Below are 20,253 nucleotides of genomic sequence, written 5' to 3'. Positions count from 1 at the left end.
GGCTTCTCGGTGTGGGGGCGTACATGTCGGAGAATCGTGAAGTTATGATCCGGATCACTCGACGAAAGTGAGTCTCCAGTGGCCGAGTTCGAAGATCACACCAACGATCGACGCGAGAACAATCGCGAGAACACAGGCCTTCCTGGGAGAGCCGATACGGGTAGCGGTGATACCACCGACACCGAGTACACGGCTCGGTTGCGTGAGCTTCAAGGCGCCAAATGGAAGCGCGTTCTGAACGTGCAAGCGCCGTATCAGTGGAATATCCGACGTTTCCTCGGCGGCCGGAAGGTGCTCGACGTCGGCTGCGGGATCGGCCGAAATCTGCGAAATCTTCCCCCTGGCAGTGTCGGGGTGGACCACAACGAACATTCGGTGGAGTTCTGTCGATCGCTCGGGTTCGAGGCGTACTCTTCTGCGGAATTTCACTCCGAAAGCGATCAGCGAACCTTCGACGGAATGCTGATGGCGCATCTCCTCGAGCACCTGCCGGCGGGAGAAGCTTCCGGCATCGTCGCCGAGTACCTTCCATTCCTGGAACCGGGTGCGACCGTCATGCTGATCTGCCCTCAGGAACGTGGCTTCGCCAGCGATCCCACGCATACCGTCTTCCTCGACGGCGTCGACCTCGAAAAGATCTGTGCGGACAACGGTCTTGTAGTCAGGCGCTCGCTGTCGTTCCCGTTTCCGCGGTGGATGGGAAAGCCGTTCATCTACAACGAGTCTGTGGTGATCGCGGAGGTCCCGTCCCGGCTCTGACGCCTGTCGCGGTAGTAGATCACGGAGAGGCCGGCAAGGATAACGAGCCCGAAGCCCATACCGACATAGCCGATCCTCTGTCCTGGGGAACGGAAGTTGATCACCAGTTCCGCGTTGTCGGTGCCAGGCGGCAGATCGACGTAGAGGTACGTTCCGCCAAGGCCCTTGGTCGGGATGGGTTCGCCGTCGAGGGTCGCGGTGTAGCCCGGCCATGCCAACCGTGCGAATACCACGCTGCCACCGCCCGGTGAGCTGACTCGCACACGCTCGTTCTTGACGCTCATGTACTCGGACTGTGCGTCGGCATTGACAGTTGCCGACACACGGCCCGGTTGACCGGAGATCGGGCCGGCGTCGCGTTCGAGGATGTAGATCTGGTCCTGGGCGACCTCGGGCACTTCTGCCCAGTGCCACCCGGGTGGGGCGGGTTCGTTGTCAGCGCCCGGGTACTGCTTCCGTTGAAGGACGACGCGGTCGAGCAGCATCAGGTCTGCGCTGGTTCGACCGGTGTATTCATCCGGCCTGAACACGTTTCGGTAGGCGTCGTCGCACGTCGACCCGTCGAATCCCATACACAGAAGCGAAGCGAAGTCCGCGTGGCCGACCGGGGTGTACGCGTTGACGTAGTCGAGATCGAGCACCTTGGCGTAGTTTCCGTACACCTGCGAAGTCCACGGGAGTTCTGTTGTTTCGGCGTCGATTCGGATCAGCGCGCGATTGCCGAGCTGAAGGGTCGTGCCCGGGAAATCCGGAAAGTTCGCCTTGGCTTCGGATTGGCTGGTCGGCAGGTACCACTTGTTCAGCGCCTGGGGATACGCGATCACTTGATACAGAGTCACCGGAGCGATGGTGAGAATCAGTAGACCTGCGATCGCCGGGGCGCCGTATCTACGACCGAGGTAGATGGCGAGTGCTCCGACGGCGATGATCACGACAGCCCAGGTGAGATGTCGGATGAAGTACTGCGGACCCGAAGAACTGGCACGAATCATCAAGACGAACACGATCAACGATGCAGCGATGACGCGTGATCGCAGTTTGTCCAAAGTCCCGAATCGGCTCAGCAGCACACCGAGTAGTACCAGGGAGAACACCGCGACGAAGGGAAGTAGTCGTGCCGGCCACCGAATCTGGCCGATGTCGCTGGGGCCCGCGGTGAACAGCAGAATGAAGGCCAACAGCAGCAGCGGGGTCACCAACTCTCGCAGCGAACCCTGTGCTTTCCGCCAGCCGATGAATGCCAGTGCCGGTATCGCGAACCAGGCGATGTAGGTGATCGGTGCGTAGGTGGTTTCGCCCGTCCAGGACTCGATGCTCGAGACGGACGACGGAATACTCGCCGTCAGTGTTTCCGACCACGGTGCCGTCAGGAAATTGTCGTTGAACGTACCTTCTTCGCCGGTGCGCCATGTGACGGCCGAGGAGAGCAGACCGGGAAGAAAGGTGATCGCGCCGCAGGCTGCGGCCGAGACGCCGACCAGTCCGAGCTTCACTGTTGTCCGCCACTGCGGACTGCGGACGTATTCGCCCACCATCAGTGCCCCGACGGTCACTCCGGCCATCAATGCCGCATGGACGTATCCGACGCTGATCGCGAGATAGAGGAAGACGAAGACGGGTATCGGCCCCGACCGGCCGCGGGCATAGCGAATTCCGCTGGCCCACGCCTGCACCACCCAGGCCATTCCGATCACCGACGTAACCCACGACGGGTACTCGAAGTACAGGGTGAACCCGGCAAAGGGCACTGCGCTTCCGGCGACGGCCGCCCAGTAGGGGCGCGCGCCGTATTCGAGGCAGACTCGATAGACGCCCCATCCGAGGATGATCGCGAATGCCAACTTCACCAGCGTGGCCAGCAAAGCGAGATTGTCGACGGACGGTGCGATGTAGTTGATGAAGATCTGGACCGGGTTCCACAGCCCACCCTGACCCTCGACCGGATAGTTTCCAGCCATCCACTGATCCAGAACCAGCGAGGGGAATTGTCCCTCTCGCATCAGATGGCCCAGCTGAACCCAGTTGCCGACCGCACCGGATTCGGTGTCGTCGACATAGAAGTAGCGAGGGTCCACCGTGACGATCGCGAAGAATGCGAGGCACACGACTGCTGGGATCACAGCGCCCCAGCTCCAGCGTTCCCGACGGGTGGGAGCGGGTAGTTCGAGTGTCAAGGGATCTCCAGGTCGCACGGGTGGATGCACCAGAGACAGTAGCCGAGGCTGTGTTTTCGAGTTTCGGGGGTAATTCCACCTCGGATACCCTGCGAGTGACAGGTACAGCTTTTTCAAGATTCACGTAGGAGTCATATGCCCGAGCAGGTAAAGGTGGGGGTGCCGGAGAACGGGCAGGTCATGGCTCGCCGTTTGGTGGTCCAGCGCGGCGTGTTCGTCGGAATGTCGCCGATAGTCAACGACGACCTGTACGTCGAGTTCCGGAAGGGCTCCGGTGAGCGGACCCGGCACCGAGTCGCTCTGGACAAGGGCGCACGTATCAGCACCAACACCTATTTCGGGCGTTTCGCTGCCAGCTACTGGCAGCGGTGGACGACTGTCACAGAGGTCGAGGCTTCGCTGCGGATCGAGAGCGAGGGTCGGTTCCGCGTCCGGATGGTTGCTTCGGATATCGCCGGGCATCGCCGTATTCTCGAGACCCGCGACGGATCGGGGTCCTCAGAGGTCACGTTGACCACATCGTTGGACAAGTTCGTCGACGGCGGCGCCCTCTGGCTCGAGGTGGATTCTGTCGACGCTCCGATGACGATCGACCACTTGGAATGGACCGTGGCCGCTCCGGAGACGGTTCGCCCGGTCTCGGTGGCGATCTGCACCTTCAATCGGGCCGACGATTGTGCCGAGACTGTTGCTGCACTGGCTTCCGATGCCACTGTGCGTGACCTCGTCAGCTCCGTGTACGTCGTCGATCAAGGTAACGACCTGGTGAAAGATCGGGCGCGCTTCGTCGAGGCGGCAGACAAGCTCGGTGAGAAGCTGAAATATCTGCAGCAGCCGAATCTCGGCGGAGCGGGCGGTTTTTCACGTGGGCTTTTCGAGGCTACATCCGAGGGGGCAGATCTCGCCGACGTCATCCTGATGGACGACGATATTCTCTGTGAACCAGAAACAGTGTTGCGCCTCAACGCTTTTGCGAATATGACGGTGGAACCGACATTGGTGGGTGCGCAGATGATGTATCTGCTCAATCCCGATTTCCTCAATGTCGGTGCCGAAGACGTAGATCTGAAGACTCTCCATCACGGGCAACGAGTGCCCAAGGCTCTCATCAACACGAGCATGCTCAAGAAGCGTCAAGAGCGTCGAGTCGATGCGGGATACAACGCCTGGTGGACGTGCCTGATCCCCGCCGAAGTTGTCGAAGCCATCGGGTTACCCGTTCCGATCTTCTTTCAGTGGGATGACGTGGAGTACGGAATCAGGGCCCGGAAAGCAGGGTTTGTCACCGTCACGTTGCCCAACGCCGCTGTGTGGCATGCCGATTTCTATTGGAAGGACTTCGACGACTGGGCCCGCTACTTCAGTACGCGTAACTCCCTCGTCGTCGGGTCTTTGCACAGCGATCTCGACACCAAGGGACTTTCACGTCAGTTCTTCCGCCAGATCTCCGAATTCCTCGTCGGAATGCAATACGGCCTTGCCTTCACGACGTTGAAGGGCATCGAGGATTATCTCGACGGTCCGGAAGCGTTGCGGGACGGCGGCATCGAGGCCATGGCAAGCATCCGTGCCGGCCGAGCGCAGTATGCCGAGACGATCAAACACGATGCGGCTACTGCCCCGATCGCCTCGAACGAACTCCACACCGAGCGTGCCGGTGGTGAACCGAGCCTGATGCGAGTGATTCTGGCCAAACGTGGGTTGAATCAGTGGCTGGGGCGCACCCGTGGCGGTTTGGTCAATATTCCGCGCGAGGATGCGCACTGGTGGCACATCTCGCAGTTCGACCATGTAGTCGTCACCGATGCTTCGCAGTCGGGGGTACGTATCCGGCAGCGAGACAAGGCTACGGCGCGTGCTCTCTTGACCCGAACGGTGAAGCTACTGCGTCGATTCCAGAAGGAAGCACCTGCCGTGTCGGCGAAGTACCGCGCTGCGATGCCGGAACTCACGAGTCGAGAGAACTGGACACGTCTGTACGAGAAGTGATTCTCAGCTGGTGATCTCGACGATGACCTGCTCGTTGTCGACGGTGTAGCCGAGGTATTCGAACGAGATGCCGGTGCGTGTGACGAACTCCGTCCACGCCCGGTATTCGTGCTGCTGCCATCCGGGATAGTTGAAGAACTCGTCGAAGACGACAATTGATCCGGGTACGAGTCGGTCGCCGAGGAGATCGAGCACCGTCTTGGTGGACGAGTAGAGGTCGGCGTCGAGGTGCAGGAACGCAACGGGGCCGGATTTGTCGTTCAGGAACGAGGGCAAGGTGTCCTCGAACAGGCCTGGAACAAGTTGCGCTCCAGGTACTTCGGGGATGGATTCCTGAGCGAACTCGCCAACCGGGAACCCGGTCCGCCACGTTTCCGGAAGGCCGGAGAACACGTCGAAACCCGCGACGGTTCCCTCGCGTTCGGTGAATGCCTCCGTGATGATCCTGAGCGTGGTTCCGCTGGCAACACCGAATTCGAGTGCCATGCCGGGTATTTCGATCTGGCCCAGTGCATGGCGCAGCGTGTCGTGTGGGTGGCCGAATGTGTCGGTGACTCGAAGGTGTTCGAGGATGAACTCGGCGGTCGATGCCGTCGCTTCGAGGTCCACGGCGTAGGCCAGATCCCGCCGCTGACGAAATTCCAGCTCGTCGATCCTGGACCGGAGGCCCGCGATGTCAGCGCGGGCTCCGGCCAGTTCGTCACGTGAGAGTGCCAGCGCGTCGAGGATCTGCTGCGTGCGATCTGCGTTTTGCCGGTCGGCGGCCTCGACCACCTCGGATACCGCGCGCTGAAGCTTGGTCCTGGCGCTGGAACGGAACCGCTCGAACATGGCAACCTCTCGTCGGGATCACCCCCATGCTGCCAGGCTTTCTTCGCTACCGGTCCCGACCACGGTAGTGACTCTTGAGATGGCGGGAGATCACCTTGATCTCCCGCGTCCTCTCTGCCTGCAGCCGAGCATTGCTTCGGGCGGCGTTCCACGCGTTCTCTCGCTGTAGTTTCCGGTAGCTCGCAAGTCTCCGCTCGTCCAGATCGCCGCGCCCGAGTGCGGTCAGGACTGCGCATCCCGGCTCGGAGTTGTGTGCGCAATCGGAGAACCGGCACTCTGCAATCAGTTCCTCGATCTCGGGGAACGTCTTGTCGATTCCCTCCGCCGCATTCCACATGCCAACCCCTCGCAGGCCGGGTGTGTCGATCAACGTCCGGGCGCCGGAGAAGGGGATCAGTTCTCTCGTGACTGTGGTGTGGCGTCCCTTTCCATCGCCGATTCGAACGCGGCCGGTCTCGAGTCGATCGGCGCCTGTGGTGTCCGCGAGGAGTGCGTTCGCGAGCGTCGACTTACCGGCGCCGGATGGACCGAGTATCGCCACGGTGCCGTCCAGAACTGCATCGAGTACATCCATTCCTTCGTTGGTCTCGGCACTGACGGCCAGCACTGTTGCGCCGGGCGCAATGGCAGAGACCTCAGCTAGAGTGTCGGAGATATATTGAGCTGCATCCGATTTGGTGAGTGCGACGACAGGGGTTGCGCCACTTTCCCAGGCGAGTGAGAGTAGTCGCTCGATGCGCCCGAGATCGACGTCGCCGTCCGAAGCCGTGGCGATGAAGACGGTGTCGACGTTCGCAGCCAGAATCTGGCCTTCCGATTTTCCGGACGCCGAGGATCGAACGATGCTGCTCGATCGGGGGAGTATTGAAGTGACCGTGTGCATCTCGGGTTCGCGTGAGTTCAGTACCTCGGCGACGGCCACCCAGTCACCCGTGCACAGTTGGCTGGTAGCGAGCGGATCACTGCCGGTGAGTGCGCGAACTGTGCCTTCGGTGACGGCCACGTCGCACCGGCCGCGGTCGACGCGAAGAACGCGCCCGGGTGCGGAGTCCGGTGGGGCCAGGGTAGTGAATGTGTTCGAGAGTGTTGCGTTCCAACCGTATTCGGTCAGGAGCGTGTTGTTTTCCGGCATGGTGATTGTGTCCTCGAGTACGAAGAAGTGTGAACGTTGACGGCGCTGAAACTGCGGAACACGACAGTCATCAATACTCACTCCTCGTAATTCTCAGGACGCACCATGCGTCGGATCAGAATCGTCTCAGCCGCAGACGCGACTGTGCAACTGATTTAAAAGATATTGGGGCAACTGCTTCAACTCAGGACGACTGACTTAACTCGGGCGTTCGAACTTCTCTTCCCGGCCGAGCTTGCGCAGTCGCATCCACTCGCGCAGTCCGGCCGGATCGCGGCGGGTGATCAGGAAGTACCAGCCGAACCGAACCCATTCCTGCGGAAGCAGTTTCCGCATTCCCGGTTGGGCGAGGATGTATCCACGGTTGCGGTACGTGAAGTAGCGCTTCGTGTCGTTGTCGGGGTACTGCGTGTGCATACGTCCGCCGAGAATCGGCTTGAACTCGTCCGCGCCGTTGGGGTGGACGTAAGCAGTTTGCAGGCAGGTACCGAACTTCAGGCCGGAGCGCACGAGGCGACGATGTACCTCGACCTCGTCGCCGCGGACGAACAGGCGTAGATCCGGAACTCCGACAGCATCGATCGCATCGGCGGTGAACAGTGCACCGTTGAAGAGGGACGCGATGCCTGGCAGGAGATCCTCGTCGCCGAGTTCGGAACGCAACCGGCGCCACGACGTGCCGCGGCGCAAGGGGAACGCGAGGCGGTCTGGGTTGTCGATGTCGCAGACGACGGGGGAGACCTCGGCCAGGTCGTTCCGAATTGCACAGTCGAGCAGGGTTTCCAGGACCTCGGGGCCCTCCGGACGCCCGTCGTCGTCGGCGAGCCAGACGCGGTCGGCGCCGAGCGAAAGTGCGTAGAGAATGCCCAGAGCAAATCCTCCGGCACCGCCGAGGTTGTGCTGAGAACCGATGTAACTCGTCGGCAGTGGAGCGTTGTCGACGAGCTCTTTCACATCGGCTTCGTCGGCGTTGTCGACGACAACCAGGTGATCGAGCGGCCGCGACTGGGTGCTGAGGACCTTCAAGGATTCGGCCAGCAGTTCACGACGCTTGTGCGTGACGACAACCCCGATGATTTTCTCGGGTGCGCTCACAGGGTGTTCTCCCGTTCCATCTCCTTGATGACGTGGCGCACGTGTTCGGCGGCGTCGTCGCCTTCGTAGGCGCGCACGACATCCTCGATGTCACCCTGCATGCGGATCTGGCCGTGGTCGATCCACATCGCGCTGTTGCACAGCTGAGCGAGGAATTCGTTGGAGTGGCTGGCGAATACCAGGATGCCGGAGCGTTCCACCAGCTTTTGCAGCCGAACTCTGGCCTTCTTCATGAATTCGGCGTCGACGGCACCGATGCCTTCGTCGAGTAGCAGGATCTCGGGATCGATACTGGTGACCACGCCCATAGCGATGCGCACGCGCATGCCGGTGGAGTACGTGCGCAATGGCATGTCGAGATAGTCGCCGAGTTCGGTGAAGTCTGCGATTTCATCCATCTTCGCGAGCATCTGCTTGCGGGTCTGACCGAGGAACAGGCCGCGGATGATGATGTTCTCGTAGCCGGAGATCTCGGGATCCATGCCGACTCCGAGGTCGAAAACAGGTGCGACGCGTCCGCGAATGGTGGCGGATCCCCGGGTGGGTTCGTAGATCCCGGAGAGCAAGCGCAGCAGGGTGGACTTTCCGGCGCCGTTGTGGCCGACCAGCCCTACACGGTCGCCCTCTTTGAGCGTCATCGTGATGTCTTTCAGGGCTTCCACGACCACAACGTCGGAACTGTTGCGGCCGATGGCGCCACCCGCTTTGCCGAGGAATGCCTTCTTCATCGACCGGGACTTCGCGTCGAAGATCGGGAAGTCGACGCAGGCGTTGTGCGTTGAGATGTTCACATGTTCGGTCATTGCGATGTCCCTAAACCCAGTAGGGCACGCGGGCCCGGTATTTGCGAAGCGCCAGCAATGCGACGGCCCAGCCGACCACCGTGATCGTGATGACGATGTACCAGTGGTAAAGCTCTTGCGGCTGCCCGATCATCGGCGCGCGGACGATGTCCAGGTAGTGGAACAGCGGATTGAGTTCGGCGATCTTTGCACGATCTCGGACCGCGCCGCCCTGAGCCTCGAGGCTTTGTGTTGTCCACATGATCGGTGTCAGCACGAAAAGCAGCAGCGTCAGCGAAGACAGAATCGGTGCGATGTCACGGTATCGAGTGGCGAAGATTCCGAACACGATCGAGACCCACAGTGCGTTGAGCACGATCAGTCCCAACGCCGGGATCGCAGCCAACGACGCCCAACTCAGGTTCCGCCAGACCCCGAACGCGATCACCATGATCACGTAGATCAGCAGGTTGTGTGCGAAGAACAACATCTGCCGCCACACCAGTCGATAGATGTGCACGCTCAAGGCTGATGGCAGCTGTTTGATCAGGCCTTCGTTGGCGACAAAGACTTCGGAGCCTTCGATGATCGAGGCATTGATGAGGTTCCAGACGATCAGGCCCACCGTCACATACGGCAGGAACTCCTGGAGTGGCATGTCCAACAGGGCCGCGTACAGAATGCCGATGGCGGTGGCCTGGACGCCGGTGGCGATCGTGATCCAGAACGGACCGATCACCGACCGGCGGTAGCGCTGTTTGATGTCCTGCCAGCCGAGGCTGAGCCACAACTCACGCTGATTCAGACCGTCGCGAAGGTCTTTGAACGCACGACGGAACGTCTGGGAGTCGGACACGGGCGCAGGTGCGCCCGGCGTCTCGGATTCGATTGCGGATGCTGACACGGAGGTCGAGCCTACCGGCCTGGCGTCGGCGCCGGATTTCCCTCGGACCTAGCGGTGGTCCGGGTTACAGATACTGGCCGGTTCCTGGGCTCTGTTGGTCCGGATGCGCAGGCGAATGCGGAGCCCCGATGCTCATGCCGGGAGGCAGTGCGCCCTGACGCATTTGTTCGAGCTGAGCGCGCGCTGCCATCTGCTGGGCGAACAGTGCGGTTTGAATTCCGTGGAACAGTCCTTCGAGCCAGCCGACGAGTTGGGCCTGCGCGATTCGCAGTTCGGCGTCGGAGGGAATGGAGTCGTCGGTGAACGGGAGGCTGAGTCGCTCGAGTTCTTCACGGAGTTCGGGTGCCAGGCCCTGTTCCAGTTCTCGGATGGACGAGGTGTGGATGTCCTTGAGGCGCTTGCGGCTGGCGTCGTCGAGCGGTGCGGCGCGCACTTCTTCCAAGAGTTGTTTGATCATCGTGCCGATTCGCATGACCTTGGCCGGCTGCTCGACCATCTCGGCGACGGACTCGGCTTCGGATTCCGCGCCTTCGGTGGTGCCGGAGGTGGAGGCCTCTGCCTCGGCCGCCGGCATCGCGACGGGTCGACCGTCGGGTCCGATAACGAGTACCTGCTCTTTGTCGGGGTTCGTCATGCTTCCATCTTGTCGTGTGTGGGCGACAAACGCCGCGTAACCCCCAAAAAGTTAGCTATCGAATAACTGTACTGACGGGTAATTGGGTGACTGCCTTCGACTAAGCGGGCGTCTGCACCTAGAGTGTCGAGCATGGCTTACGACGTTGCCCGCGTACGGGGGTTGATTCCCTCACTCGGTGACGGCTGGATCCACCTCGATCCGCAGGCCGGAATGCAGATCCCGGACGCCGTCTCGCGGACGGTCTCCACCGCGTTCCGTGCCTCTGCGTCTTCTTCCTCCGGTCGCCACGTCTCGAACCGTCGTAGTGCTGCCATTCTCGAGAGTGCGCGCACCGCGGTCGCCGATCTGGTCGGCGGAGATCCTGCGGGAGTCGTTCTCGGATCAGACCGAGCGGTGTTGTTGGCTTGGCTCGCCGAGTCGCTGAGTTCGCGGTTGGGCCTCGGAACCGGTCTCGTGCTCTCGCGCCTCGACGAAGAGGCCAACGTCGCGCCCTGGCTTCGTGTGGCCAGTCGCTACGGCGCCCAGGTTCGATGGGCAGAGGTCGAAATTGAAACGTGTGAGCTCCCGAGTTGGCAGTTCAACGATCTCATCACCTCGACCACTCGCTTGGTGGCCTTGACGGCCGCATCGCCGGTCGTCGGTTCGGCTCCGAACGTCCGTGCCGCAGCTGATCGTCTGCACGAATTCGGCGGACTGATGGTGGTCGACGCCGTCGGTGCAGCGCCATATGCGCATGTGGACATGGCTGATCTCGGGGCGGACATCGTTGCCGTCAGCGCGCCGTCGTGGGGCGGTCCACAGGTGGGCGCACTCGTCTTCCGCGATCCCGGACTGCTCGACCGAATTCCGGCCGTGTCGCTCAACCCGTACGCGCGTGGTGCCGAGCGACTCGAGGTGGGCGGTCATCAGTTCGCGCTGCTGTCCGGTCTCACGTCGTCGATCGATTTCCTGGCGGGCTTGGACGAATCGGCAACGGGAACCAGGCGTGAGCGCCTCGAAACCTCGATCAGCTCGCTGCAGGACTATCAGGACGGTCTGTTCGATCACCTCATGCGTTCTCTCGCAGCCCTGCCCAACGTGATGGTGATCGGCGGCGCACCCACGCGGGTGCCTACGCTCAGCTTCACGCTCGAGGGGATGGCGGCAGACAAGGTCGCCGCGCACCTGGCCGACAAGCGCATCGCAACGGTCAGCGGTACGCATGGTGGTTCCAGGCTGCTCGACGCACTCGGCGTCAACGACGAAGGCGGCGCGGTCACCGTCGGCCTTGCGCCGTACACGACGCGGTACGAGATCAATCAGCTGGTCGCCGAACTCGGCGCCCTGGGCTGATCGATCCCGCTCGGCTCACTTCACGGTGAGGATGACCTTGCCTACGGTTTCCGGCGAATCCAGCAACTGATGGGCTAATGGCGCCTCGGTGATCGGAAGTTCGGTCGACACGATCGGTTGAACCGATCCATCGGCGATCAACGGCCACAACTTCGCACGGACGTCGGCGACGATGTCCGCTTTACCGCCTGGGCCGGTGAGCGGACGCCCGCGCAGGCCCGTCGACGTGATGTTTCCGCGCTTTCCCATCAGCTTGGCGATGTCGACCTCGCCCTTGCGACCACCCTGCATTCCGATGATCACGACGTGGCCGTCCATGGCGAGTGCGTCGACGTTGCGCCCGAGGTACGACGCTCCCATGTTGTCCAGAACCACATCGGCGCCGTGGTTGTCGGTGGCTTCGGCGAGTGATGCTACGAAGTCGCTGTCGCGATAGTTGATGAGAATATCCGCGCCCAATTCGCGGCAGCGGTTCAATTTGTCCTCCGAACCCGCGGTAACTGCGACGCGGGCGCCGAGGGCTTTGCCGACCTGGATGGCGTGGGTGCCGATTCCGCCGCCACCGCCATGGACGAGTAGTACCTGTCCGCGTCGTAGGCCGCCGCGCATCACGACGTTCGACCACACCGTGCACGCAACTTCCGGCAGAGACGCTGCGACACGGAGATCGACGCCCGCGGGAACGGGGAGAAGTTGTGTTGCCGGGACCGCAACCTTCTCGGCATAGCCACCGCCGGCCAGCAATGCGCAGACTTCGTCGCCGACGGACCAACCGGTGACGTCTTCGCCGAGTTCGGTGATCACACCCGAGCATTCGAGGCCGAGAATGTCACTCGCGCCGGGCGGCGGCGGGTAGAAGCCTTGACGTTGGAGCAGGTCGGCGCGGTTGACTGCGGTCGCGGCGACCTCGACGAGTACGTGCCCGCGAGGTAGTTCAGGATCGGGCTGCTGCGCCCATTTCATGACCTCGGGACCGCCGGGCTGATCGATCGTTATGGCGTACATGGATACGACGCTAGCGAATCTCCCCGCTGACGGGTGTTTTGCCGCTACCGTCGCGGACGTGACTTACTTCGGGAACATGCAGAACGAGATCTATCTGACGGGACTGAGCGGCGCGAAGCCGGCTTTGCCGATGACTGCGGCGGGCTTGGAAGATGCCGCGCGCGAGCAACTCTCACCAGAGGCTTTCGGGTACATCGCCGGTAGCGCGTCGACCGAACGGACCGCGGTGTCGAATCTGCGGGCGTTCGACAAGCACGCGATCGTGCCGCGGATGTTGCGGGGGACTGCGGCGCCCGACGCGCGCGATCTGAGCGTCGAGGTGTTGGGGACGCGGTTGGCTGCACCGATCCTGACGGCTCCGGTGGGCGTGCTCGGCTTGGTCCACGACGACGCCGAGGTTGCGGTCGGTTCGGTCACTGCCGAGTTGGGGATCGGATCGATTCTCTCGACGGCGGCGTCCTCGACCATCGAAGATGTAGCGGCGGCCTCCGGCGATAACTGGTGGTACCAGCTGTACTGGCCGGCCGACGACGAGCTTGCCGAGTCGTTTGTCCGTCGGGCGGAGACGGCGGGCGCGAAGGCTATCGTCCTGACTGCCGACACTCCCGGTATGGGTTGGCGTCCAAGGGATCTCGAACTCGGTCACCTCCCCTTCCTGCAGGCGAAGGGTATTGCCAACTATCTGTCGGATCCGGTGTTCCGCGCAAAACTGGCCACACCTCCCGAGGAGAGTGCAGAAGCCCTGCAGATCGCGGTTCTGACGTGGGTGTCGTTGTTCGGCAATCACGCGGTGCGGATCGCGGATATCGCGAAACTTCGCCAGTGGACGACACTTCCGATCGCGGTGAAGGGAATTGTCCATCCCGACGACGCACGTGAGGCCGTCGCGGCCGGCGCCACCGGCATTGTCGTGAGCAACCATGGTGGGCGTCAGGTCGACGGGTCGATTTCGGCGCTCGACGCTCTCGGTCCCGTCGCTGATGCGGTGGGGCATGAGGTGGACATCCTGATGGACTCCGGAATTCGTTGTGGCGCAGACGTAATCAAGGCTCTGGCCTTGGGTGCCGATGCAGTGCTGTATGGGCGACCGTGGGCGTACGGATTGGGATTGGCCGGAGCTGACGGAGTGCGTCATGCGCTCCGAAGTCTCCTGGCCGACCTGGATCTGACGATGGGGCTGGCGGGCCTGGCATCGGTCGCCGAAATCGACCGTTCGATCCTGATGTCCAATTCGTGACTTTAGGGTGAGTCTTACTGTGACGGGCGGACACAGGTCTAAACTTGGAACCTGTGACAGCTGAAGCGACAACCGAGGAGACATCGCAGGCGGCGCACGGTGAGACACCGTGGCTGACGCCGTGCGAGATGCGTGCATGGCGCGGCTACATGGACGGCAATCAGCGCCTCATGGAGGTTCTCAACCGCGAACTGCAGGATTCACACGACCTGTCGTTGGCTGATTACCGCATTCTGGTCATGCTCTCGGAGTCAGCTGACGGGTCGTTGCGGATGAGTGACCTGGCAGACGGCGTGTTGTCTTCGCGTAGCCGCCTGACGCACCAGATCAGGCGGATGGAATCTCAGGGCATCGTCGTGCGCGACACTTGCGTCGAAGATGGTCGCGGCGTGCTCGCGCGGATCACGGAAGAGGGTAGGCGTCGCCTCGCCGAGGCGGCACCTACTCACGTGGCCGGGGTTCGGAACAATCTGGTCGATCTGCTGACTCCCCAGGAACTGGACGTGCTGGCAGACGTCTTCGAGAAGGTCGACAAAGCCATCGGCGAGCGCTGACGTCGGAGCCGTTTTCGCGGTCCGCGGGAACACCCGATAGGATCGCCCACGGAAGCGTGGCAGAGCGGCCGAATGCACTCGCCTTGAAAGCGAGCGTGGCGTTAAACCCACCGGGGGTTCAAATCCCTCCGCTTCCGCCAAAGCAAAGGCTCTGACCTCGGACTTCGGTCCAGGTCAGAGCCTTTACTGTTTTCGGAGTCACACTGCTTGGGTAGTGGGCGTCAGAACCGCACGGTGAACACCACGTGGTGATTCTCTCGGGCCGCGCGCTGGAAAAAGTCCGCCACTTCCTGCAACCAACCCCAGGCGTACCGGCGCTCGTCGGGACCGTACTCGGGGTTGCGGTCGTCGAGCGGCATCGCGTCGTAGCGCACGCCGAACTCGGATTCGGTGATTTCCGCCAGGTACGAGGAGACTTCGGCGACCCGATCGGGTGCCAGGTAGGTGACGAGTTGGTCGTCGGTGTCGGTGTTGAGGTCGTCGTCCCCCAAGATCACGCCGTAGGCCGGCCAGTTCTCGGACACGCGCTCGTACCCCGTGCTGGAGAGGGCGCACAGGATCGGATCCCACGCCTTGTCCGTGTCGCACGAGAACTCGGATCGGCCCGTCTCCTCGATGTCCTCGACCACTGCGCCGAGTTTGTCGTCGTCGCCGCGTGCGTCCAGAAGTTCCGCTGCCACGCTGTCTGACAGCGCGAAATGCACCCCAAGTTCCATGGCGTGATGCTAACGGCTGACCTTGCCGGCGTCCCCGTCCTCACTACAAGGCGAATCGACTTAGGTAACGATCCTGCTCTACCTACCGCCGAAGCTACCCATCGTGCGCTAGCTGTCATACATACTGCATCGGTGATTCCGACAAAACGGACCGGCCTTTCTGCTGTATCGCTGGTGATCCTCGTCGTCGCGGGGTTGCTGGTCGCAGCCCCTGCCAGCAGCGCCGCGCCGCCGCCTGACTGGAAATACACAATGGTGGCGTTCAGCAACGCCAGCGACCGTGACATGGATGTCTACGAGTCGGCCGACGGCACCGGCTTTCAGCTCGTCCAGCAGTCGGCGTACAGGCCGCCGTCTGGGCTCGTGCGTGATCCGAGCATCTTCCGGAACACGGACGGGCTGTACTACCTCACCTACACGACGGGTGGTGGGGCGAACATCGGTTTCGCACGCAGCAGCGACCGCATCAATTGGACACCGCTGGGGAACTATCCGGTTCCGTTTTGCTGCGCGTTGATGCCTGGAACGGGAGATGGCACCGGTTCTGCGAGCCCGCCGGGCTTCTCGGGTTCGGCCGGTTTCAGCGACGGACCGTCGCTGTCACCATTCGTTACCAAGGCCTGGGCGCCTGAATGGTTTGTGGACGGCGATCGTGTCAACGTCATCCTGTCGATGTCGACCGGTGGAGGATTTGTGCCGTATCTGATGACGGCGTTGGAACCGTCGCTCCGGTTGTGGAGCCCGCCTGTTCCGCTCGCCGGGATCGGTGCGGACCACATCGACACCACCGTGGTCAAAGTCGGATCGACCTATCATGCGTTCACCAAGAACGAGACGAAGAAGGTCGTCGAGCATGCGGTCGCTCCTTCGGTGACGGGACCTTATTCGTTTGTCCCGCCAGGGAATTGGGGTTCGCTTGTCGAAGGTCCGGCCGTAGTTCAGTTGCCGAGCGGCGACTGGCGGATCTATCTCGACGCCTATACCGAAGGTAAGTATCTCTACTCCGACAGCACGGACGGGCTGAATACCTGGTCGCCTGTGCAAGAGGTTCCTGGGGTGTCCGGGACTGCACGGCATCTCGGCATCATGAGAGAACCGGCATAACTTTCGACTCCGAGTTGGTAGGGCTCTGATCAAGGACTGCGGTCTTGGTCAGAGCCCTTTCTCGTACATGCGTACTACTTCTGCGCGTCGTCTGCACGTATCAGTGATTGACAAGCTAACGGTGCGACGCAAGTGGGTCTTGCGAGTTCGCGCCGACCACGAAGTGAACATCTCCGCGTGAACCATGCAGAGTTGCGCTCCTAGGCCCCGCTCAGGTGTCTTGATTGCGATCGATTGCCAAGTAGTGCCTGTTGGTTGCACATTCAAGTACGTGCACTGGCTGGATGTCCGCACTTTCGGCCTTCAAATGCCCTGAGGCCCACGAAACGTGGGTTCAGTTCGGTTTGCCACACCGTTTCTGAGGGTTCTTCTTACCTTCAAACCGTGACCTTGCTCATAGTGGGACCTAGGTCCTTTTTGCTGATGATAAGCCTGTCGATATATATCTGTTACCGAAAGTTCACCCTAAATCCAAGATGGCGGAGTCGGCGCGCTGGCGGGCAAACAGGACGATTGGTACCGTCCGGTAACCAATTCAGTTAGTTGTCGGCTACCGCTCTGGTTGCTGTGTCACGTGGAGGAGCAGTTCATGTCGCTCGAATCGCAAAACGGCCTATCCCATCGTCGATCGAGGGTCGCAGTGGGGCTCGCGACGTGTGCGGTTGCCGCGCTGTCGTCTGGTGTGGTCTTCACAGGGAGTGCATCGGCAACGCCGACGGCGTTGGCGGACAAATTCGCGAGCACTGTCACCGATGACGGTTGGTCGTTGGATCTTGCCGCCACGAAACTGTCGGCGAACCCGGTGCCGAATCTGGCGACGACGGCGTTCACCCGTGAGGGGTTCGTGTCGGCGAAGGTGACCGGCACGATCGGTGGTCAGGGCGATTCGGCAGTGAAGACCGGTTATGTCGAGCAGGGATTGCAGATCGGCTGCCAGATCGATGTTTCCTCCGGACTTGGCTTGGGGCTTGGTTTTTCGCTCGGCCCGTCTGTCGGTGTGAGTATTTCGGGTGTCCCGTCGGCGAACGTGGGTGTGAATGCGTCGGTGAATCCGAGTATTCAGTCGACGATTGCGCCGGGCACGATCACGACGATTCCGTTGGGGAAGAAGGATCTCGAGTCGTCGAAGGCGTCGATCACGGCAGAGAACGTGCACGTGAAGGTTGATGCGTGCATGGGGCCGGTGACGATCCGCTCGTACGCACAACTGTCGGTGTCGACGGCGACGTCCGACAACACGTTGTTCGTGTACTCCGATCCCGCCTGGCTCTGACCCTCGCAGACTTCGCCGGCGCTGCTGGCGAGTAATTCCTGATCCGTCCCGTCCCGGGGTGGTTACTCATCACGCTCACAAAGGAGAAATCATGAAGATTCGTACCTTGGCCACTGCCGGAACCCTCAGCGCAGGTATCGCCCTGATCGGTGTTCTCGGCGCCGGCGTGGCATCTGCTGCAACTCCGATCGTCGAACCTGAGCAGGGTCGGATCGGTCTGTCGCTCTCGAATGCGGAAACCGCGGCGTTGGCGGCGAGCCCGATCCCGGACGCCATCTCCGACATCGTTCCAGGCTCGCAGCGGTGGATTGAGCTCGCACCGGGCTCGGCGCTCACCGTCGGCCCCGATGGCAAGCTCAGCGCCCCCGACCGCGTAGTGATCGGCGAAGCCGCTGCACATGCTGGTGGCTACGTCGATGTCTACCTGGCTGATCCGAACAACCCGGCCAACGCCGGGTACGTCACCCTGGCCTACCAGTACTGGAACTGATACCGCGCCCAGTACCGGCGACTCGTTGTCCCCGCTCTCCCTTCCTGTTTGGAGTTCCAGCCATGACCGTCAACAACGCCGAACGTCGCAGTGTGCAAACGGAACCCGCTGCCGTCGACAGCAAAGACGTTGCAGACGTTGATGACTGGGATCCGGACAGCGAACTCAGTCCACTTTCCAAGGCTGTGATCGCCACCGCAGTCGGACTGGGGTTGCTGATCGCGGCATTCGCGGTGATCGGGAAGCTCGCCGGCTGGGCGAACGACTACGGGACGATCCTGGTTTACCTGGCATTCTTCTTGTGGATGTCGATCTCCGGACGGTTGTTCTGGTGGGGCGCAGACAAACTCATCGCGCTACTCCGAACGAAGAAGAGTGACAATCGTGGTGCGCACCGGTGAAGTCCGGTAGACGACTTCGCCGGACTCTCGCGGGAGTGCTTGCCGCCGGGGCGCTGTTGACCGGAGCGGCCGGAGTGATCGGTGCGGGAATCGCACTCTCCGCCGCTCCGGCGAACGCGACGCCGGAAGAAGACTGCGCGGCGGTGCGGGCACGTGATCATCAGATCTACCTGAATCTCATTGCGTCGCTGCCACCTGGTGCGCCCATCCCGCCAGAGATCATCAACCCGTGCCTGAGTGTGCCGTCCACGACGTCGACAGCTGCGCCGACGACCACTGTCGGGCTCCCCGGTGCGCAGGCTCCAGGCGGTGGCCCAAATGTCGGGGCCAATGCTCCGACGAACTTTCCCACCTACAACGGCACCCCCATCGTCCCTGTGCCGACGATCGAGGTTCCGCCCATTACTTCCGAGTCCCCGGCCTCGGAAACTGGTGTCGGTGCATTCCCCAATGCATCGGCATCAGCGGTTCCCTCACCCACACCCACCCCGGGTGAGGGAACCACCACCGATCGCGGTCCAGGACCGATCCCCGCGGATTCGGATTCGGATTCGAATATCGCACCGGCCCAAACGGTTCCGGATCCGGCAGCAGATGTTTCCACAACCGGGGAGGACTCGGGCCGTGACAGGTATCTCGAACTGGTCCTCGTCGGGGCCGCGGCGTTCACCGCTGCGGGTATCGGAGTGCGCGGGCGGCCGGGACCTTTCAGCCCCCGCACGCCCGAATCAGTACTCTCCCAGGCGGTCGGGACTGTCGCGTCGCCGTTGACTGCGTACGCACCTGGCGGGCAGTCCTCGTTGCGGGTGTTCGATCCGATCACCGGCGGAAGCCGGTTCTTCTTCCTGATCCACGACGAAACGTCGTCGCACGAATCCGTGATTCCGGTGACGGTGCCGCCCGGCGGTCACATGAGTGTCAACCCCGATGGCACGGTCACCGTCTTCGACGCCGACGGGAATCCGGTCTCGACAATCGATGCCCCGTGGGCGTACGACGCCAACGGCACTCCTGTTCCGACGCATTACGAGATCCCTCGCCGACCCGGAGCTGACACCGGAAGAACGTGCTGCGCTCGAAGCGCAGGCGAACTTCATCGGCCCGATGACCCCGGAGGGCGAACAAGCACGCAGGGACGCACAAAACGTCCTCGCCGCCAACCCCCCGGAGCCGGCAGATTCAGGCCTCGAGCAGCTCATGCTCGGTGACCCTAACTCCGAGGCCTCCGAACCGCCGATCACCGAAACAGGAACCGGAAACCCTGTCGGCGACGCGATACTCGCCGATCAAACCCAGGAGCCGATCACTTCGAACATCGGCGGGCGGGACTACACCACCGAACCTGCGGACCCGGCAGATTCAGACCTCGGCCAGCTCATGTCCGGTGACCCTAACTCCGAGGTCTCCGAACCGCCGATCACCGAAACAGGAACCGGAAACCCTGTCGGCGACGCGATACTCGCCGATCAAACCCAGGAGCCGATCACTTCGAACATCGGCGGGCAGGACTACACCACCGAACCCGCTGTCAGCGACGTCTCGTTCACGGACGAAAACGGAACCAACTGGTCCGGCACACCTTCGAAGGTGCCGAACGTGTGGAGCTGGACGTACACCGACGCGCAGGGAGAAGAGCACGACCTGCAGGTCACCTACGACGAGCAGGGACGCCCCTACCAGGTTTTCGACCATTCCAACTCGGAACTGTCCTTGTACGATTGGAGCACCGGCGAACCAGTTCGGATAGGCGACGCGCAGCATCTGGACCCCGGTGTCGCTTTCGATCAGCCCTACACCGACGAGATCATGAGCTTCGTCGTCCCACCGCTGCGCTGCGC

General features: G+C 62.0%; 19 protein-coding genes, 1 tRNA gene and 1 pseudogene. 12 read left to right on the top strand and 9 right to left on the bottom strand.

Annotated elements, in window-relative coordinates; all coding sequences use genetic code 11:
* The first annotated feature begins 78 nt into the window (after positions 1 to 78).
* A complete protein-coding gene (locus AC1DVN_RS16405) occupies positions 79 to 759 on the top strand; it encodes a class I SAM-dependent methyltransferase (RefSeq protein WP_078377455.1) in 681 nt (226 codons plus the stop codon).
* Here AC1DVN_RS16405 and AC1DVN_RS16400 read toward each other — a convergent pair.
* A complete protein-coding gene (locus tag AC1DVN_RS16400) occupies positions 714 to 2,933 on the bottom strand; it encodes a hypothetical protein (RefSeq protein ID WP_041815503.1) in 2,220 nt (739 codons plus the stop codon). The genes AC1DVN_RS16405 and AC1DVN_RS16400 overlap by 46 nt on opposite strands.
* 135 nt (positions 2,934 to 3,068) lie before the next feature.
* Here AC1DVN_RS16400 and AC1DVN_RS16395 point away from each other — a divergent pair, with 135 nt between their 5' ends.
* A complete protein-coding gene (locus tag AC1DVN_RS16395; RefSeq protein ID WP_477994045.1) occupies positions 3,069 to 4,922 on the top strand; it encodes a glycosyltransferase in 1,854 nt (617 codons plus the stop codon).
* Positions 4,923 to 4,925: 3 nt separating this feature from the next.
* On the opposite strand, the gene AC1DVN_RS16390 is transcribed toward AC1DVN_RS16395, so the two are convergent.
* The 6 genes from AC1DVN_RS16390 to AC1DVN_RS16365 form a co-directional block, all read right to left on the bottom strand.
* On the bottom strand, positions 4,926 to 5,753 hold the full coding sequence (locus AC1DVN_RS16390) for a TylF/MycF/NovP-related O-methyltransferase (protein WP_283385109.1): 828 nt from the start codon (positions 5,751 to 5,753) through the stop codon (positions 4,926 to 4,928).
* Positions 5,754 to 5,799: 46 nt separating this feature from the next.
* Positions 5,800 to 6,885, bottom strand: a complete 1,086-nt coding sequence (rsgA, locus tag AC1DVN_RS16385; protein WP_477994044.1) for a ribosome small subunit-dependent GTPase A — start codon at positions 6,883 to 6,885, stop codon at positions 5,800 to 5,802.
* 198 nt (positions 6,886 to 7,083) lie between these two features.
* Positions 7,084 to 7,980 (bottom strand): galactofuranosyltransferase GlfT1, encoded by an 897-nt coding sequence (glfT1, locus tag AC1DVN_RS16380; RefSeq protein ID WP_019746444.1) that lies wholly within the window; start codon positions 7,978 to 7,980, stop codon positions 7,084 to 7,086.
* Positions 7,977 to 8,783 (bottom strand): galactan export ABC transporter ATP-binding subunit Wzt/RfbE, encoded by an 807-nt coding sequence (wzt, locus tag AC1DVN_RS16375; RefSeq protein ID WP_020905803.1) that lies wholly within the window; start codon positions 8,781 to 8,783, stop codon positions 7,977 to 7,979. Before wzt ends, glfT1 begins: the two co-directional genes overlap by 4 nt.
* A 10-nt stretch (positions 8,784 to 8,793) precedes the next feature.
* Entirely contained in the window at positions 8,794 to 9,666 is an 873-nt protein-coding gene (wzm, locus tag AC1DVN_RS16370) for a galactan export ABC transporter permease subunit Wzm/RfbD (protein ID WP_279219754.1), read from the bottom strand.
* Positions 9,667 to 9,730: 64 nt separating this feature from the next.
* The gene (locus AC1DVN_RS16365) at positions 9,731 to 10,300 is read right to left on the bottom strand and encodes a bacterial proteasome activator family protein (RefSeq protein ID WP_003943894.1); all 570 of its coding nucleotides are present in this window, start codon (positions 10,298 to 10,300) and stop codon (positions 9,731 to 9,733) included.
* Between the two features lie 132 nt (positions 10,301 to 10,432).
* On the opposite strand from AC1DVN_RS16365, the gene AC1DVN_RS16360 reads away from it, so the two are divergent.
* Positions 10,433 to 11,635, top strand: a complete 1,203-nt coding sequence (locus AC1DVN_RS16360) for a cysteine desulfurase-like protein (RefSeq protein WP_007731767.1) — start codon at positions 10,433 to 10,435, stop codon at positions 11,633 to 11,635.
* Positions 11,636 to 11,650: 15 nt separating this feature from the next.
* Here the strand turns inward: AC1DVN_RS16360 and AC1DVN_RS16355 are convergent, their stop codons facing one another.
* On the bottom strand, positions 11,651 to 12,640 hold the full coding sequence (locus tag AC1DVN_RS16355; protein WP_007731765.1) for an NAD(P)H-quinone oxidoreductase: 990 nt from the start codon (positions 12,638 to 12,640) through the stop codon (positions 11,651 to 11,653).
* Between AC1DVN_RS16355 and AC1DVN_RS16350 the strand changes: the two genes are divergently transcribed.
* The 3 genes from AC1DVN_RS16350 (at position 12,639) to AC1DVN_RS16340 (ending at position 14,571) form a co-directional block, all read left to right on the top strand.
* Entirely contained in the window at positions 12,639 to 13,877 is a 1,239-nt protein-coding gene (locus tag AC1DVN_RS16350; RefSeq protein ID WP_021332842.1) for a lactate 2-monooxygenase, read from the top strand. The two genes, AC1DVN_RS16355 and AC1DVN_RS16350, sit on opposite strands and share 2 nt — an antisense overlap.
* A 128-nt stretch (positions 13,878 to 14,005) precedes the next feature.
* Complete coding sequence (locus AC1DVN_RS16345) at positions 14,006 to 14,431, top strand: MarR family winged helix-turn-helix transcriptional regulator (protein ID WP_020968140.1); 426 nt, start codon at positions 14,006 to 14,008, stop codon at positions 14,429 to 14,431.
* 50 nt (positions 14,432 to 14,481) lie between these two features.
* Positions 14,482 to 14,571, top strand: a tRNA-Ser gene (locus tag AC1DVN_RS16340).
* Positions 14,572 to 14,652: 81 nt separating this feature from the next.
* On the opposite strand, the gene AC1DVN_RS16335 is transcribed toward AC1DVN_RS16340, so the two are convergent.
* Entirely contained in the window at positions 14,653 to 15,147 is a 495-nt protein-coding gene (locus AC1DVN_RS16335) for a DUF1877 family protein (protein WP_021332843.1), read from the bottom strand.
* Positions 15,148 to 15,399: 252 nt separating this feature from the next.
* Between AC1DVN_RS16335 and AC1DVN_RS16330 the strand changes: the two genes are divergently transcribed.
* From AC1DVN_RS16330 to AC1DVN_RS16305, 6 genes and pseudogenes are all read left to right on the top strand, one after another.
* Positions 15,400 to 16,251, top strand: coding sequence for a glycoside hydrolase family 43 protein (locus tag AC1DVN_RS16330; protein WP_223257880.1), 852 nt, complete (start codon positions 15,400 to 15,402; stop codon positions 16,249 to 16,251).
* 589 nt (positions 16,252 to 16,840) lie between these two features.
* Positions 16,841 to 17,524, top strand: coding sequence for an MspA family porin (locus AC1DVN_RS16325; RefSeq protein ID WP_477994043.1), 684 nt, complete (start codon positions 16,841 to 16,843; stop codon positions 17,522 to 17,524).
* 91 nt (positions 17,525 to 17,615) lie between these two features.
* Entirely contained in the window at positions 17,616 to 18,014 is a 399-nt protein-coding gene (locus tag AC1DVN_RS16320) for a hypothetical protein (protein WP_019746452.1), read from the top strand.
* 62 nt (positions 18,015 to 18,076) lie between these two features.
* Positions 18,077 to 18,415: a hypothetical protein gene (locus tag AC1DVN_RS16315; RefSeq protein ID WP_019746453.1), complete on the top strand. Its 339-nt coding sequence runs from the start codon at positions 18,077 to 18,079 to the stop codon at positions 18,413 to 18,415.
* Complete coding sequence (locus AC1DVN_RS16310) at positions 18,412 to 19,623, top strand: hypothetical protein (RefSeq protein WP_477994042.1); 1,212 nt, start codon at positions 18,412 to 18,414, stop codon at positions 19,621 to 19,623. The genes AC1DVN_RS16315 and AC1DVN_RS16310 overlap by 4 nt, the downstream gene beginning before the upstream one ends.
* Positions 19,613 to 20,253, top strand: a pseudogene (locus AC1DVN_RS16305) (hypothetical protein); the annotation flags it as partial. The gene AC1DVN_RS16310 and the pseudogene AC1DVN_RS16305, both read left to right, overlap by 11 nt.

It is taken from the genome of Rhodococcus sp. P4_E4 (genome assembly GCF_056401575.1).
Note: the sequence above shows the minus strand (reverse complement) of the source record. Positions and strands in the feature narration are given on the sequence as shown.

Coding starts and splice junctions, on each gene's coding strand:
- AC1DVN_RS16395 (WP_477994045.1), top strand. CDS start 3,069: ATGCCCGAGCAGGTAAAGGTGGGGGTGCCGGAGAACGGGCAGGTCATG.
- AC1DVN_RS16390 (WP_283385109.1), bottom strand. CDS start 5,753: ATGTTCGAGCGGTTCCGTTCCAGCGCCAGGACCAAGCTTCAGCGCGCG.
- rsgA (WP_477994044.1), bottom strand. CDS start 6,885: ATGCCGGAAAACAACACGCTCCTGACCGAATACGGTTGGAACGCAACA.
- wzt (WP_020905803.1), bottom strand. CDS start 8,783: ATGACCGAACATGTGAACATCTCAACGCACAACGCCTGCGTCGACTTC.
- AC1DVN_RS16365 (WP_003943894.1), bottom strand. CDS start 10,300: ATGACGAACCCCGACAAAGAGCAGGTACTCGTTATCGGACCCGACGGT.
- AC1DVN_RS16360 (WP_007731767.1), top strand. CDS start 10,433: ATGGCTTACGACGTTGCCCGCGTACGGGGGTTGATTCCCTCACTCGGT.
- AC1DVN_RS16350 (WP_021332842.1), top strand. CDS start 12,639: ATGGATACGACGCTAGCGAATCTCCCCGCTGACGGGTGTTTTGCCGCT.
- AC1DVN_RS16355 (WP_007731765.1), bottom strand. CDS start 12,640: ATGTACGCCATAACGATCGATCAGCCCGGCGGTCCCGAGGTCATGAAA.
- AC1DVN_RS16345 (WP_020968140.1), top strand. CDS start 14,006: ATGCGTGCATGGCGCGGCTACATGGACGGCAATCAGCGCCTCATGGAG.
- AC1DVN_RS16335 (WP_021332843.1), bottom strand. CDS start 15,147: ATGGAACTTGGGGTGCATTTCGCGCTGTCAGACAGCGTGGCAGCGGAA.
- AC1DVN_RS16330 (WP_223257880.1), top strand. CDS start 15,400: ATGGTGGCGTTCAGCAACGCCAGCGACCGTGACATGGATGTCTACGAG.
- AC1DVN_RS16325 (WP_477994043.1), top strand. CDS start 16,841: ATGTCGCTCGAATCGCAAAACGGCCTATCCCATCGTCGATCGAGGGTC.
- AC1DVN_RS16320 (WP_019746452.1), top strand. CDS start 17,616: ATGAAGATTCGTACCTTGGCCACTGCCGGAACCCTCAGCGCAGGTATC.
- AC1DVN_RS16315 (WP_019746453.1), top strand. CDS start 18,077: ATGACCGTCAACAACGCCGAACGTCGCAGTGTGCAAACGGAACCCGCT.